We start from the raw sequence: 14139 nt of genomic DNA, 5'->3' as shown, positions 1-14139 counted from the left end.
CGCCCGCCGGCCCGACACGACCGCCGACTCGCGCCGGGGCCGCCGGTCCGCGGGTACTGCGCGATCGAGTCGGTGCCGTCGGTCCACAGCTCCATGCGCCAGGCCTCGACCGAGCGCTTCGCTCGAATAGAACCCTTCGGGTTCGGAGCAATAGCGATACCCCCCGATCGATCTTGAAATCATGCGCCAGAAACACGCGACACGAATGGCGATTCCCGCCGATCGAAGCGAATGGAATATTCCGGCGCACTGGGGTTTTCGGGCATGGCATACATCACGCCCATCCTGGTAAGAGCCTTCAATACCCAGGAGTAGTGTCGCAAGGGCCTTCGAAAGAAGACCCTTGCGATCTCAACACCATGGATCGCGTGATCAAGAGGGAGAACATCATGGAAATGAAGATTGCGCGTCGCGCCGGCGCCGCATTCGCCTCGGTCGCCGTCGCGGTCGGCGTCCTGTTCGCCGCCGGAGGCGCGGCGTCGGCTGCGACCCAGCCGACCCGTTCCGTCATCACCGTCGGCACCGAATCCGTCACGCACCACAGGACCGACCACAGCACGGACCGGGCCTGGAACCACGACCGGGAAGACCGGCGGAACACCGACCGCGACCGGAGCCACGACCGTGGCGAGCACCGTCGCAACGACCGCGACCGGGGCTACGTACGCGACGAGTACCGCTCCTACGACCGCGACCGTCACGAGGGCGCCGGCAAGTACCGGGACGACGCCCGCGACGGACGCCGGGGCTGGGACCGAGAGGACCGGTCGGATCGCTCGGACGGGCTCCGCCGATTCGACACCGGCTCCGGCCACGAGCGCCAGTACCGTGACGCCGACGCCCGCTCCTACTCTCAGCACGCGGACCGTGCCGGACGATTCTGACGCGGCCATCGGCATGAATACATAAAGAACGCCGTCGTCAGGTGGACACGGAACGTCCACCTGACGACAGCGTGCCGAATTCCCCGCAGCGAACTCATACCGCGTCGTCGGCCGAACCGGCACCTGAGCGGCCCGGACGACTGTGAGCCTACCGGAAATGGATCCGTACTCGTGGTGAGGCAGGACGCGTCGCGCGACCTCACCGCACGTAAAAGCAGAAGCCGCGATTCGAGATATCGAGCCTTTCCCAACCTCCCGCATCGGCGGACCGGTTGGCCTCACCCGTCGCCGCGGCGCATGAGCGCGACGCCGTCAGCCGTCTCGGACTTCCTCTCGTGCCGCCAGTTTGCGCAGCATCTCCAGGACCCGGTCCCGGGACTCGTCGGCCGCGTCGATGGCCTCCATGCACTGCCAGTACGTCGCCTCGTCGGCCGCCGCGCTGGCCATGCCGACCAGCGTGATGCCGACCTCGGCGAGGAGGCCGCCGAGGGAGAGAAGCGTGGCACGCGCGTCGTCCAGTTCGGTGAGCTGGGCGGCCCGCAGGGTGCCGGGGTCCAGGTCAGGGGCGCCCAGGATCCCGCAGCCCCGCCCCGCCAGCTCGGTCAGGCCGAGGGCCTCGCCGCGCAGCTCGGGCGGGCCGGAGACGGCCAGCCGACTGCCGATCGCCTGGGCCAGGGCCTGGGCCTGCCACACCTCGGTCATCATCTCCGGTGCACCGGCACCACTCGCCAGCGCCCGTCTGCTCGCCACGATGAGCCGCATCGCGTCCATCCGTCGCCCCGTCCCCGTCGGTCCGAACTGCCTTGCAGCATTCAGTAGTTCACTACCCAGAGTGAGGGTGCGCGAGACGTAGAGCCAGAGGAAGGGGGAAATCTGTGGACAACAATTCGGATTCGGGCGGGGTTCCGGCTACCGAGCGTCATACCGGAGTGCCGTACTCCCCCCAGGACCCCCAGGACCGTCCGTCAGGCGCGCGGGAACCGCTTCTCGTTGCGCTCGATCTTCGCGGCCAGCGCGGCCAGCGGGTCGATGTCCAGGACCCCGCAGAGCTGCAGCAGATAGGACAGGACGTCGGCGACCTCGTCCGTGACCTTGTGGGCGGTGTCGGGGTCGTCCATCACCCGGGCGGACTCCTCAGGGGTCAACCACTGGAAGATCTCGACCAGTTCGGAGGCCTCGACACTGAGGGCGGCCACCAGGTTCTTGGGCGTGTGGTACTGCCGCCAGTCACGGGCGGCGGCGAACTCGGCCAGCCGGTGCTGGAGCTTCGCCACGTCGAGGGGTTCTTCGTCGCTCACGCGTCCAGGTGTACCACTGTGATCGCCCCGGCTTCGGCGGCCCACGTCGCGTCGCTCACCGCGCCGACGAAACGGATGTGGCCGCGCTCGCCCATCAGGACGGCGGTGCGCAGGAGTTCGGTGCGCTGGCGGGGGTCGAGGCAGCGGTCCAGGCCGTCGGCGAGGACGGTGAGGCTGCGCATGGCGTCGGGGACCTCGCCGGGTGCGTCGACCGCCAGGACGCCGGGGCCGGTGAAGAGGACCAGGGCGAGGGCGAGATAGCGCAGCTCGCCGTCGCCGAGCCGCGCCAGCTCCGAGCGGTGACCGTCGCCGCGGTCGAGCAGCGCCCGTACCGTGCCGTCGCCGAGCGGCTCGGCGAACAGGTCGGTGACAGGGCCCGCGCAGCCGGTGCGCACCGCGTCGACGAGCAGTCCATGTCGGCGGCCGCACTCGGAGCGGGTGCGCCACAAAACGTCGGCCAGGTTGTCGCAGCCGCGCAGCAGGTGCCCCGAGCCGGTGAGGACGGGGGTGCGCATGCCCTCGGGGCGCGGGTCGCAGGCGAACACGGACCGCAGGGCGACGACCATCTGCTCGGCGGCGGCCAGGACCTGGCGCTGCCCGTCGGTCTTCCCGGCCACGCGCAGCGGCAGCAGGGCGGTGCCGAGCCGGTCGTCGGGCAGCGGGGCCCTGGTCACCGGGGAACTGCCCGCCGTGTGCCAGGCGGCCTGTACGGCCCGCCGTCCGGGGTCGCGCAGGGCGGTCTCCAGCAGCACGAGGCCGCCGGCGGTCAACCGTTCCCCGACGATGCGGAGTTCGGGCTCGGCCTGCACGGCGACATCGAGCCGTACGGGCCCCTCGGCGCCGTCCGCCGTGCACCCGATCCGGAACCCCCGCCGCCGCTGCGCGTCGGGCCGCGCCCGTTCCGGCACCAGGCCAACGGGATCGGGAAACACCTCCGCGAGCGAGGCCCCGCCCCCCAACCGCGCCAGCGCCTCGTAGGCCGCGAGCACGGCGGACTTCCCACTGCCACTGGGCCCGGCGAAGAGAGTGACCCGCCCCAGCGGAAAACTCGCCCCACGATGCGGCCCGAAAGCGGAAAGCCGAAGCTCGGTGACCCGGGGCCGGGGGTCGCGTCGAGGGGTGGCCACGGGGGCGGTGGGAGCGGGAGCGGCAGAGGCAGCGACCGGGCGGGCGGACGATGTCGCGGAGGGCGGACCGGCGGTCTCCGCGGTCGGCGGCTTCGCGCGGCGGCCCGACCGGGCGCGGGGTACGGTCTCCTGCGTTTCGGCGGGAGCGACGGGGGCGATGGGGCGCGACCCTCCGGGGCGTTCGGGTCCAGGGCCGTCAGGGAGCGTCGGCGCGCTCGATGGTGCCGGTGGCGGCACGGCTTCGGGTGACGTCCACGTCGGCGTATCGCCCGGGGCGGAACCGGCGGACGGAGACGGGCGGGACGCGGGCGGGACGGAGGGCACGGCCATATGCGGACCGTAGGGCTCCGGACGATCGGCGAACCGTTCCGCCGACGGGACCTTCCTACGATCGGGGGATGCGCGCGCCATCACCCCATGCCCGACGCGCCTTCAGCCCAGCCGTGGACCACCGCGCCGACACCCCTTCCGCCAGGAGGGGCACACCGACCACCACGCCCTCCGCCGAGCGGACCGCGCCAACCACCACGCCCTCCGCCAGGCGGACCGCACCGACCACCACGCCCTCCACCAGACAGCCCGCACCGCCAGCCGCACCCTCCGCAAGGCGGCCCGCACCGCCAGTCGCCCCCTCCGGGGAAGAGGACCGTCGGTGAGTGGTGCGTCGGCGAGGAGGTCGCGTCGGGCGTGCGTGGGGCTGGGGTCGGACGGGTCCTCAGCCCCCCGACACCCCCGCCCCCTCCATCAGGCCGCTGACCTCCGTGCCGGGCGGCGTGAGGAGGAAGACGTTGCGGTCCACCCGGTGCATTCCGCTCGCGAGGCCGAAGACCACGCCCGTGCTGAAGTCGAGGACGCGCTTGGCGGTCTCCGTCTCCGCGCCGGTCAGGTCGAGCAGGACCGGTATCCCGGCCATCAGCGTCTCGGCGACCTCGCGGGCGTCGGCGAAGACGTTCACCCGCAGCACCACGAAACGGCGCCGCGTCTCGGTCTCCGCGTCCGGCAGCGCCCGGTGGCCCACCGCTGACGGCCAGGCGTCCCGGCCCCGCAGCGGTACGACCTGGGCGAGCCCCTCCCACTGTTCATCGGTGACGTCGTAACGGCTCACCGGCTCCCCCTGACCTGACTCGCACTCGATGCCTGCACCAGCCAATTCTTACGCCAAGTCACCCGTTCGGCCCAACAGCGACACGAAGCGCGAGCGACTGTGGGCACTCATGCGAGGAAGAGGAGTTCTTGTCACTATTAGGGCGATTGCCGCGCATTGGCGGCTTCTTACCGCCCTCACACCGGACTCTTCTCCTCCTGCGACGCCCCGCTCACCGCCCGCGATTAGCGTCCGGTGCGTGCACTTGGCAGAAACGCAGCAGGTGACACCCGACCGGCGGACACAGTCGGCGGTGTCCGCCGCCCCGGGGGGCACCCGAGATCCCGGAGGTCCCGGAGCCCCCGCACCCTGGCATCGCGTCCTGACCCTCCTCGCCGACGCCAGCCTGTTCATCGGCACCCGCTCGATCTGGACGCAGGCGGCCACGCACCACCTGGCCCTGGCGGCCCTGATCTCCGTCTGCTACGCCTCGATCCTGGTGACCGGCGTACTGACCCTGACGGTCCGCAGGACCCGGTCGCTGGCCCGGCTCGACCTGCTGGTCCTGGTCACGGCGGTGACCCTCGCCCTGTGCGCCTGGGCGCTGAACCACAACGGCGGCGACGAGGGCGTCCTCACCACCCAGGCCGCCAGGGAACTCGTCGCCGGCCACACCGTCTACGGGCAGCCCTGGCCCTGGCTGTTCCACGGCACGGGTATCGCCCTCACGCCGACCATAGGCGGCGGCTACGACTACACGTACGGCTATCCCCCGCTCGCCCCGCTGCTGACCGTCCCGCTGCTGTGGCTGGGCCACTCCGGCACCCCGGCGACGGCGGCGTGCACGGGCGCGCTGATCGCCGGCACGATCACGCTGTGGCGGATGCTCCCGACGCCGTGGCGGTCCACGGCGACGCTGGCCTGCCTGGGGTTCGGTTTCCTGTCGACGTACGCCCGGGTCGGCTACCCGGCGATCATCGGGCTGGCCCTGCTGATCCCGGTGGTGGTGCGCTGGCCGCGGATCGGCGCCGGCGGGCGGCTGGGCACGGCCGGGATCGCCCGGGCCGCGTGCCTGGGTGCGGCCTGCGCGGCGCAGCAACTGCCCTGGTTCGTCACGCCGTTCCTGCTGGCCGGGATCTACGCGGTGCGGCGCGGGGAACTGGGCGGCCGGGCCGCCGCTCTGGTGGTCCTGCGGGTCGCCGGCGTCGCCGTCACGGTCTGGCTGCTGATCAACACGTACTTCATCGTGTCCGAGCCCGGCCGCTGGCTGGGCGGGATCGCGCTGCCGCTGACCCAGGGCGCCGTGGTGCACGGCCAGGGCCTGGTGGACGTCACGCTGTACTTCACCGACGGCAGCGACCGCATCGACTGGTACTCGCACGCCAGCATGCTGCTCGCGGCGGCCCTGCTCGCCCTGTTCGTGCTGTTCGTGCGGCGCCTCGGCCCGGTCGCGACCGTGCTGCCCTGGCTCGCCTTCTTCCTGGCGACCCGCTCCCAGGACGGCTACTACCTGCTGATGACCCCGCTGTGGCTGGCGGCCGCGGTCACCGCGCCCCTGTCGGAGTTCGAGCGTGCCTGGCAGCCGCGTCCGGCCTTCCTCACCGGGCCTCGCCGCCGGCCCGTCCTGGTCGCGACGGTCGCCCTGCTGTTGACCCCGGCGCTGGTGAGCGCGGCCCTCGCGGTGTCCGGCAGGCCGCCGCTGCGGATGGAGATCACCGCCCTGCGCCGGTCCGAGCGGTCGGCCGCGGTGGTCCGGGCGATGACGCTGAAGGTGGTGAACACCGGGAGCACCCCGCTCACCCCGCACTACACGCTCACCACCGGTCAGGGCATGAGCAGGTACTGGCTGCTGGTGCGGGGCCCGGCGACGATTCCCGGGCACGGCACGGCGAGCGTCGAACTCCGGCCGCCGAACGGCCGGTTCGGCATCCCCGCCAAGCCGAGCACCCGGATCCGGCTGCGCGCCTTCACGGCGGACCCGCAGACCCTGTCCAGCCGGTACGTCACGCTGCGCCGGACAGGCCCCGCACCGTCGGTCAGGCCGCGGCGCGGGTGAAGCGCAGGGTGGCGGTCACCGTGGTCGGGCCGCCCATCATGCGCATCTGGTTGAAGGTGACCCCGAACTCCTCGCGCGCCACCGTGAACTCGGCCTCCAGCGTCAGCCCGTCCGCGTCGGCCGAGACCAGTTTCGCGGTGACCTGCTGCGGCCTGCTGACACCCCGGACGGTCAGCTGACCGTCGACCTGCACCGCGTCGCCCGCGCCCCGCTCGGCACCGCGCACCGCGAAGGTGATCTCCGGGTGGTTGGCGGCGTCGAAGAAGTCGGCCGAGCGCAGATGGTCGTCCCGCTTCTTGTTCTTGGTGTCCAGGGAGGCCGCGTCGATCGCCAGCGTGCCGGTGGCGGTGCCGTCGGCGGCGACCTCGCCCCGGCCGGTGACGCCCGTGAAGGTGCCCTTGACGGTGACCAGGCCCCACACCGACTTGTGCCGGACGGCGACGGTGGAGGCGGTCGGGTCGAGCTGCCAGAGGCCGGTTGCCACGGTGACGGTCATGGCCGTGCTCCGATCGATTGATGGTTCAAATTTGGATGACTACGGTAGGGCTGCACGCTAGCCCAATATCCAAATTTGGACAACAGGTAGACTCGATCCATGGCCGCCGCCCAGGAACACCCCGCAGAGCTGCCCGAATGCCCGTCCTGCGCGGGCGACGGGCTGCTCCCGGCCGAACTGCGCGCCTGGATGCTGCTGCTGGCCGCGACCGGGGCGGTCGAGCAGCGGCTGCGGTCGGTGGTGAAGAAGCGGCTGGACGTCTCGCACGACGAGTTCCTGATCCTGTGCCTGCTGGCCGAGCAGCCGCGCGAGGGCCTGCGCATGACCCGGATCGCCGAGCTGCTGGGCCGCCCCAAGACCCGTCTCACCTACCAGATCGCCTGCCTCCAGCACGCCGGCCTGGTCACCCGCAAGGCCGCCTGCGAGGACCGGCGGGGCATCGAGGTCGCCCTCACCGACAAGGCCCGGAGCCTCCTCGAGGACGCCTCCGCCACCCTCGCCGAGACGGTCGGGGAGGCGTTCGCCCACGTCATCGGAGCGGACCAGCGCGAGGCCCTGAGCGCGCTCGTGCCGCGGCTCGCCGACGACACGCGCTGACCGCGCGAATCGGGCCACTTCCCCCTCGGGAGGCCCAGGTCACAACCACGGAGAGGGCAAGGTCACAGCCCTGTCATCCGTGCGGCTTCAGCGCTCTGCCCTAGCATCCGAGCATGACGGTCCTGCCTGACGACGGGCTCTCACTGGCCGCCGAGTTCCCTGACGCGACGCACGAGCAGTGGCAACACCTCGTGGAGGGTGTGCTGCGCAAGTCGGGCAGGGAAGTCTCGGGCGAGGCCGCTGAGGACGCTCTGTCCACGACGCTGGAGGACGGGCTGCGCACCCGTCCCCTCTACACCGCGCGCGACACGGCGCCCGACCCCGGCCTGCCCGGCTTCGCGCCGTACGTGCGCGGCGGCCGGCCCGAGGGCGGCACCGGGGGCGGCTGGGACATAAGGCAGCGGCACGCGGCAGCCCCCGACGGTGCGGTCCTGACCGATCTGGAGAACGGCGTCACCTCGCTCTGGCTGCTGGTCGGCCAGGGCGGCATCCCGGTGTCCGGCCTCGCCCGCGCCCTCGACGGTGTCTACCTCGACCTGGCCCCGGTCGTCCTCGACGCCGGCCGCGAGATGCCGGAGGCGGCCGCCGAGCTGTTCCGGCTCTACGACGAGAAGGGCGTCGATCCCAAGGCCGTACGCGGCAACCTGGGCGCCGACCCGCTCGGCTTCGAGGCGCGTACGGGTGAGTCCTTGGACTTCGCGCAGGTGGCCGGGCCGGCGCGGCGGTGCGCCGAGGAGTTCCCGGGGCTGCGCGCCCTGACCGTGGACGCGCTGCCGTACCACGAGGCGGGCGGTTCGGCCGGGCAGGAGCTGGGCGTCTCGCTGGCCACCGGGGTGGCCTACCTCCGGGAGCTGACCGAGGCCGGGATGGGGGTCGCACAGGCCCTCGGGCAGCTGGAGTTCCGGTACGCGGCGACCGCCGACCAGTTCCTGACCATCGCCAAGCTGCGCGCGGCGCGCCGACTGTGGGCACGGGTCGCCGAGGTCAGCGGGGCGGCCGACGCGGGCGCCCAGGTGCAGCACGCGGTCACCTCCCCGGTGATGATGAGCCGCCGCGACCCGTGGGTGAACATGCTGCGCACCACGGTCGCCACGCTCGCCGCCGGGGTGGGCGGCGCCGACGCGGTCACCGTGCTGCCGTTCGACCACGCACTCGGCCTGCCGGACGCGTTCGCCCGCCGTATCGCCCGCAACACCTCGACGATCCTGGTCGAGGAGTCGCATCTGGCCCGGGTGATCGACCCGGCGGGCGGCTCCTGGTACGTGGAGCGGCTCACCGACGAACTCGCCCACGCGGGCTGGGAGTTCTTCCGGTCGATCGAACGGGACGGCGGCCAGGCGGCCGTGCTGCGCTCGGGCCGGCTGCGCACGGACCTCGCGACGACCTGGGCGGAGCGCTCCAAGAAGCTCGCCAGGCGCCGCGAACCCATCACCGGCGTCTCCGAGTTCCCGCTCCTGGCCGAGAAGCCGCCGGTGCGCGAACCCGCCCCCGAGCCGCCGTCCGGCGGGCTCCCCCGGGTCCGCCGGGACGAGGCCTACGAGGAGCTGCGCGCCCGCTCGGACGCGCACCTCGCGGCGACCGGCGCCCGCCCCCGGATCTACCTGGCGACGATCGGCCCGGCCGCCGCGTACACCGCCCGCGCCGGTTTCGCCGCCAACCTCTTCCAGGCCGGTGGCATCGAACCCGTCACCGAGGGCAGCTTCGAGGAGAGCGGCGCCACCGAGGCGGTCCTCTGCTCCAGCGACGCGCTCTACGCCGAACAGGCCCCGGGAACCGCCGAGTCGCTGAAGGCGGCCGGTGCCCGGCACGTGTTCCTCGCCGGCCGGGGCGAGTACCCCGGCGTCGACGCGTACGTCTTCGCGGGCTGCGACGCCGTGGCCGTGCTGTCCGAGACCCTTGACCGCATGGGAGTGTCCTGATGGGAATCCCCGACTTCTCCGGCATCGAGCTGGGGACCCCCGTCACCGAGGGCGGTGACACGGAGTGGCGTACGGCCGTCAAGCACGCCACCGGCGGCGAGGCCCCGGTCTGGGAGACCCCGGAGGGCATCGGGGTCAAGCCGCTCTACACCGGCCGTGACCTGGAGGGCCTGGACTTCCTCGGGACGTACCCGGGTATCGCGCCGTACCTGCGCGGCCCCTACCCGACGATGTACGTCAACCAGCCCTGGACCATCCGCCAGTACGCGGGCTTCTCCACCGCCGAGGAGTCCAACGCCTTCTACCGGCGCAACCTCGCGGCCGGCCAGAAGGGTCTGTCGGTCGCCTTCGACCTGCCCACCCACCGGGGGTACGACAGCGACCACCCGCGGGTGACCGGTGACGTCGGTATGGCGGGCGTGGCCATCGACTCCATCTACGACATGCGCCAGCTGTTCGACGGGATCCCGCTGGACCGGATGACCGTGTCGATGACGATGAACGGCGCCGTGCTGCCGGTGCTCGCGCTGTACATCGTGGCGGCGGAGGAGCAGGGCGTACCGCCCGAGAAGCTGGCCGGGACCATCCAGAACGACATCCTCAAGGAGTTCATGGTCCGCAACACCTACATCTATCCGCCGAAGCCGTCGATGCGGATCATCTCCGACATCTTCGCCTTCACCTCGCAGCGGATGCCCCGCTACAACTCGATCTCCATCTCCGGCTACCACATCCAGGAGGCCGGTGCGACGGCCGACCTGGAGCTGGCGTACACCCTCGCGGACGGCGTCGAGTACATCCGGGCGGGACGCGAAGCCGGCCTGGACGTGGACGCGTTCGCGCCCCGGCTCTCCTTCTTCTGGGCGATCGGCATGAACTTCTTCATGGAGATCGCCAAGATGCGGGCGGCCCGGCTGCTGTGGGCCAAGCTGGTCTCGCAGTTCGAGCCGCAGAACACCAAGTCCCTCTCCCTGCGCACCCATTCGCAGACCTCGGGCTGGTCGCTGACCGCGCAGGACGTCTTCAACAACGTCACCCGTACGGCCGTGGAGGCGATGGCGGCGACCCAGGGCCACACCCAGTCGCTGCACACCAACGCCCTCGACGAGGCGCTCGCGCTGCCCACCGACTTCTCGGCGCGCATCGCCCGCAACACCCAGCTGCTGATCCAGCAGGAGTCGGGGACGACGCGGGTCATCGACCCGTGGGGCGGCAGCGCCTACGTGGAGCGGCTGACCTACGACCTCGCGCGCAAGGCCTGGGCGCACATCCAGGAGGTCGAGCAGGCCGGCGGTATGGCGCAGGCCATCGACGCCGGTATCCCCAAGCTGCGCGTGGAGGAGGCGGCCGCGCGGACGCAGGCGCGGATCGACTCCGGGCGGCAGCCGGTGATCGGCGTCAACAAGTACCGGGTGGACAGCGACGAGCAGATCGAGGTCCTCAAGGTCGACAACTCCTCGGTGCGCGCCCAGCAGATCGAGAAGCTGCGGCGGCTGCGGGCGGAGCGCGACGACGTCGAGTGCCGGGCCGCGCTCGACGCGCTGACCCGGGCGGCCGACGGCGAGGGCAACCTGCTGGAGCTGGCGGTGAACGCGGCCCGCGCGAAGGCGACCGTCGGCGAGATCTCCGACGCCCTGGAGAAGGTGTACGGCCGGCACGCCAGCCAGATCCGTACGATCTCCGGTGTGTACCGCAACGAAGCCGGCGAGTCGCCGAACGTGGACCGCACCCGGGCCCTGGTCGACGCCTTCGACGAGGCCGAGGGGCGCCGCCCGCGCATCCTGGTCGCCAAGATGGGCCAGGACGGCCACGACCGCGGCCAGAAGGTGATCGCGACCGCCTTCGCCGACCTCGGCTTCGACGTCGACGTCGGCCCGCTGTTCCAGACCCCGGAGGAGGTCGCCCGCCAGGCGGTGGAGGCGGACGTCCACGTGGTCGGCGTCTCCTCGCTGGCGGCCGGCCACCTCACCCTCGTACCGGCGCTGCGCGAGAAGCTCGCCGAGGAGGGCCGGGCGGACATCATGATCGTGGTCGGCGGGGTGATCCCGCCGCAGGACGTGCCGACCCTCCTGGAGATGGGCGCCACGGCCGTGTTCCCGCCCGGGACGGTGATCCCGGACGCGGCCTACGACCTGGTCGAGCGGCTGTCGGCGGAACTCGGGCACGACCTGTGATCGATGTCGACGCCTATGTGAAGGGTGTGCTCGACGGGAAGCGCGCGGTCATCGCCCGCGCGATCACCCTCGTCGAGTCCACCCGGCCACAACACCGGGTGCTGGCACAGGAGTTGCTCACCGAGCTGCTTCCGCACAGCGGCCGGGCGCGGCGGATCGGCATCAGCGGGGTGCCGGGCGTGGGCAAGTCGACGTTCATCGACGCTTTCGGGACCATACTGACCGGGCTCGGCCACCGGGTCGCCGTGCTCGCCGTGGACCCGTCGTCCACCCGGACCGGGGGCTCGATCCTCGGCGACAAGACGCGGATGGAGCGGCTGTCGGTCGACCCGAACGCCTTCGTCCGCCCCTCCCCCAGCGCGGGCACCCTCGGCGGGGTCGCCAAGGCGACCCGGGAGTCGATGGTGGTCATGGAGGCCGCCGGGTACGACGTGATCCTGGTCGAGACCGTCGGTGTCGGGCAGTCCGAGACAGCGGTCGCCGACATGGTCGACTCCTTCCTGCTGCTCAGCCTGGCCCGCACCGGCGATCAGCTCCAGGGCATCAAGAAGGGCGTCCTGGAGCTGGCCGACGTCATCGCCGTCAACAAGGCGGACGGCCCGCACGAGCGCGACGCGCGGTCCGCGGCACGGGAACTGGCGGGCGCGCTGCGGCTGATGCACGGCAAGGACGCCTTCTGGACGCCGCCGGTGCTGAGTTGCAGCGCCCGCGAGGCGACGGGGTTGGATGTCGTCTGGGAGCGCCTTGAGCAGCACCGGGCGCTGCTCGACTCCACCGGGCGGCTCGCCGAGAAGCGCCGCGAGCAGCAGGTGGGCTGGACCTGGTCGATGGTGCGGGACGAGCTGCTCGGCCGGCTGTCCGCCCATCCGGCGGTGCGCGCGGCCGCCCCCGACCTCGAACGGCAGGTCAGGGACGGCACGTTGACGGCGACGCTGGCCGCCGAGGGGATCCTGAAGGCGTTCGGGGAATCCCCCGACGCGCCTCAAACCAGCTGATCCTGGAGCGCCTCGCGGGCCCGGGCCACCCGGGACCGGACGGTGCCCACGGGACAGTCACTGACCTCGGCGGCCTCCGCGTACGGCAGCCCTAGGAGCTGGGTGAGGACGAACGCCTCCCGTCGCTCGGCGGGCAGCGCGGCCAGCAGATCGAGCAGCGCGACCCCGTCGTCGAAGCCGGGCAGTCCGTACGGCTGGGACCGCTCGACGGCCAGCTGCCAGTCGGGGACGTCCGCCGGACGTGGCCGGGCGGCGGCGTACCGATGACTGTCCACGACGGCCCGGCGGGCGATCGACAGCAGCCAGGACCGGGCCGAACAGCGGCCCTCGAAGCGGTGCAGGCTGCCCAGCGCGCGCAGGAACGTGTCCTGGGCGAGGTCGTCGACCGCCTGCGGGTCGGCGCCGAGATGGGTGACGTACCGCAGCACGTCGCGGTGCAGGGCCCGGACGAACGCGTCCACGGCGACCGTGTCTCCGGAGCGGGCCGCGAGCGCCCAGGCCGTGATCGACTCGTCGCGTTTCTCGTGCGGCGCGGGGCGTGCGGGCAGGACGGAAGTGATCACTGGGTGTCCTTGTGAGAAAGGTGAGAGGGGAGACGGCCGGCCCTGCGTGCGTGCACGGGCGTACGGCCGCCGTGTTCGTCCGGGGCGCGCGCGGGCGGCCCCGGAACACCAGCTGTCGTCAGGCGACAGCCGTCCGCACGGGCGGACCCCGGGAAGTGATCGCGTGGACGAGGAGCAGCAGCCGCGGCGCCCGGTCCGAGCGGCGGCGGAGCGGGCGGGGGCGCGGCCGCTCGGGTGCGGCGGGCAGGGCGAGCAGCAGCCGCAGCGGTGCGGTGAGGCGGCCGGCGACGGCTCGCAGGATGCGGAAGGCGGCCCGTTCACCGTGGCCGAGCCAGAGTCCGCACAGCAGCGCGGCGAGGAGGTGGGCGGCGAGCATGCCGGTGGAGGCCGTGCCACCGGTGCCGAAGCCCAGGTATTCGACGGGGTCCAGGTGGGCTGGGCCCATGTGCGTGGAGGCCATGTGACCGGCCATGTCCATATGCATGGGACCCATATGCACGGGACCCATATGCGCAGGGGCCATGTCCATGGACGCCATATGCGTGGAGGCCATATGCGTGGAGGCCATATGCGTGGAGGCCATGTCCATGGGAGCCATGTCCATGGAGGCCATGGGGTCCAGCTGGGACGTCCACGCCTGGGCCGCGGAGAAGCCGCCGTGCAGCGCCGTCTGGGCGCCGACCGCGGCGGACACGACCAGCGGCAGCCCGCGTTCACGTCCGGCCAGAGCCCAGCCCAGGACGCCGGTGACCACCAGGCCCGCGGCCAGGGCCCAGCCGGGCACCCGGCTGCCGGACATCATGACGTGGCCCAGGGCGGCGAGCAGCACACAGACGGCCGCGAACACCGCGGCCCGTACCGTGCGCGCACACCACCCTGCCGTCATGGCGCATCATCCTCGCATCCGGCGCCGTCCCGTCAGGGAGTGGTACGGCGATCCACAGGC

13 protein-coding genes are annotated in these 14139 nt (G+C 72.2%); 6 read left to right on the top strand and 7 right to left on the bottom strand.

The window, feature by feature from the left end; all coding sequences use genetic code 11:
- Positions 1-389: 389 nt before the first annotated feature.
- Positions 390-884 (top strand): hypothetical protein, encoded by a 495-nt coding sequence (locus ABZ642_RS26550; protein WP_360488931.1) that lies wholly within the window; start codon positions 390-392, stop codon positions 882-884.
- A 312-nt stretch (positions 885-1196) separates the two neighbouring features.
- Here ABZ642_RS26550 and ABZ642_RS26545 read toward each other — a convergent pair whose 3' ends face one another.
- The 4 genes from ABZ642_RS26545 to ABZ642_RS26530 form a co-directional block, all read right to left on the bottom strand.
- A complete protein-coding gene (locus tag ABZ642_RS26545) occupies positions 1197-1655 on the bottom strand; it encodes a DUF6099 family protein (protein WP_360488929.1) in 459 nt (152 codons plus the stop codon).
- A 194-nt stretch (positions 1656-1849) separates the two neighbouring features.
- A complete protein-coding gene (locus ABZ642_RS26540; RefSeq protein ID WP_360488927.1) occupies positions 1850-2182 on the bottom strand; it encodes a nucleotide pyrophosphohydrolase in 333 nt (110 codons plus the stop codon).
- Positions 2179-3309 carry an ATP-binding protein gene (locus tag ABZ642_RS26535; protein ID WP_360488925.1) on the bottom strand — a complete coding sequence of 377 codons (1131 nt, stop codon included), beginning with the start codon at positions 3307-3309 and terminating at the stop codon, positions 2179-2181. Before ABZ642_RS26535 ends, ABZ642_RS26540 begins: the two co-directional genes overlap by 4 nt.
- A 715-nt stretch (positions 3310-4024) precedes the next feature.
- A complete protein-coding gene (locus ABZ642_RS26530; protein WP_360488923.1) occupies positions 4025-4414 on the bottom strand; it encodes a cell division protein SepF in 390 nt (129 codons plus the stop codon).
- A 292-nt stretch (positions 4415-4706) separates the two neighbouring features.
- Here ABZ642_RS26530 and ABZ642_RS26525 point away from each other — a divergent pair, with 292 nt between their 5' ends.
- Positions 4707-6449, top strand: a complete 1743-nt coding sequence (locus ABZ642_RS26525; RefSeq protein WP_360488996.1) for a hypothetical protein — start codon at positions 4707-4709, stop codon at positions 6447-6449.
- Here ABZ642_RS26525 and ABZ642_RS26520 read toward each other — a convergent pair.
- Positions 6430-6945, bottom strand: coding sequence for a YceI family protein (locus ABZ642_RS26520; RefSeq protein WP_360488921.1), 516 nt, complete (start codon positions 6943-6945; stop codon positions 6430-6432). The genes ABZ642_RS26525 and ABZ642_RS26520 overlap by 20 nt on opposite strands.
- Before the next feature lie 99 nt (positions 6946-7044).
- On the opposite strand from ABZ642_RS26520, the gene ABZ642_RS26515 reads away from it, so the two are divergent.
- The 4 genes from ABZ642_RS26515 (at position 7045) to meaB (ending at position 12630) form a co-directional block, all read left to right on the top strand.
- A complete protein-coding gene (locus ABZ642_RS26515) occupies positions 7045-7542 on the top strand; it encodes a MarR family transcriptional regulator (RefSeq protein ID WP_360488919.1) in 498 nt (165 codons plus the stop codon).
- A gap of 113 nt (positions 7543-7655) precedes the next feature.
- Complete coding sequence (locus tag ABZ642_RS26510) at positions 7656-9461, top strand: methylmalonyl-CoA mutase family protein (protein WP_360488917.1); 1806 nt, start codon at positions 7656-7658, stop codon at positions 9459-9461.
- Positions 9461-11635, top strand: a complete 2175-nt coding sequence (gene scpA / locus ABZ642_RS26505; RefSeq protein WP_360488915.1) for a methylmalonyl-CoA mutase — start codon at positions 9461-9463, stop codon at positions 11633-11635. Before ABZ642_RS26510 ends, scpA begins: the two co-directional genes overlap by 1 nt.
- Positions 11632-12630, top strand: a complete 999-nt coding sequence (meaB, locus tag ABZ642_RS26500) for a methylmalonyl Co-A mutase-associated GTPase MeaB (protein WP_360488913.1) — start codon at positions 11632-11634, stop codon at positions 12628-12630. Before scpA ends, meaB begins: the two co-directional genes overlap by 4 nt.
- Here the strand turns inward: meaB and ABZ642_RS26495 are convergent.
- Both ABZ642_RS26495 and ABZ642_RS26490 read right to left on the bottom strand, forming a co-directional pair.
- Complete coding sequence (locus tag ABZ642_RS26495) at positions 12618-13193, bottom strand: sigma-70 family RNA polymerase sigma factor (protein ID WP_360488911.1); 576 nt, start codon at positions 13191-13193, stop codon at positions 12618-12620. The two genes, meaB and ABZ642_RS26495, sit on opposite strands and share 13 nt — an antisense overlap.
- 118 nt (positions 13194-13311) lie before the next feature.
- Positions 13312-14079, bottom strand: coding sequence for a hypothetical protein (locus ABZ642_RS26490; RefSeq protein ID WP_360488909.1), 768 nt, complete (start codon positions 14077-14079; stop codon positions 13312-13314).
- Between the last annotated feature and the right edge of the window lie 60 nt (positions 14080-14139).

It is taken from the genome of Streptomyces sp. NPDC007157 (assembly GCF_040634235.1).
Taxonomy (GTDB): Bacteria; Actinomycetota; Actinomycetes; order Streptomycetales; family Streptomycetaceae; genus Streptomyces.
The sequence above is the reverse complement of the archived record's forward strand: the minus strand, read 5'-3'. Positions and strand labels throughout refer to the sequence as shown.

Coding starts and splice junctions, on each gene's coding strand:
- ABZ642_RS26550 (WP_360488931.1), top strand. CDS start 390: ATGGAAATGAAGATTGCGCGTCGCGCCGGCGCCGCATTCGCCTCGGTC.
- ABZ642_RS26545 (WP_360488929.1), bottom strand. CDS start 1,655: ATGGACGCGATGCGGCTCATCGTGGCGAGCAGACGGGCGCTGGCGAGT.
- ABZ642_RS26520 (WP_360488921.1), bottom strand. CDS start 6,945: ATGACCGTCACCGTGGCAACCGGCCTCTGGCAGCTCGACCCGACCGCC.
- ABZ642_RS26515 (WP_360488919.1), top strand. CDS start 7,045: ATGGCCGCCGCCCAGGAACACCCCGCAGAGCTGCCCGAATGCCCGTCC.
- ABZ642_RS26510 (WP_360488917.1), top strand. CDS start 7,656: ATGACGGTCCTGCCTGACGACGGGCTCTCACTGGCCGCCGAGTTCCCT.
- scpA (WP_360488915.1), top strand. CDS start 9,461: ATGGGAATCCCCGACTTCTCCGGCATCGAGCTGGGGACCCCCGTCACC.
- ABZ642_RS26490 (WP_360488909.1), bottom strand. CDS start 14,079: ATGACGGCAGGGTGGTGTGCGCGCACGGTACGGGCCGCGGTGTTCGCG.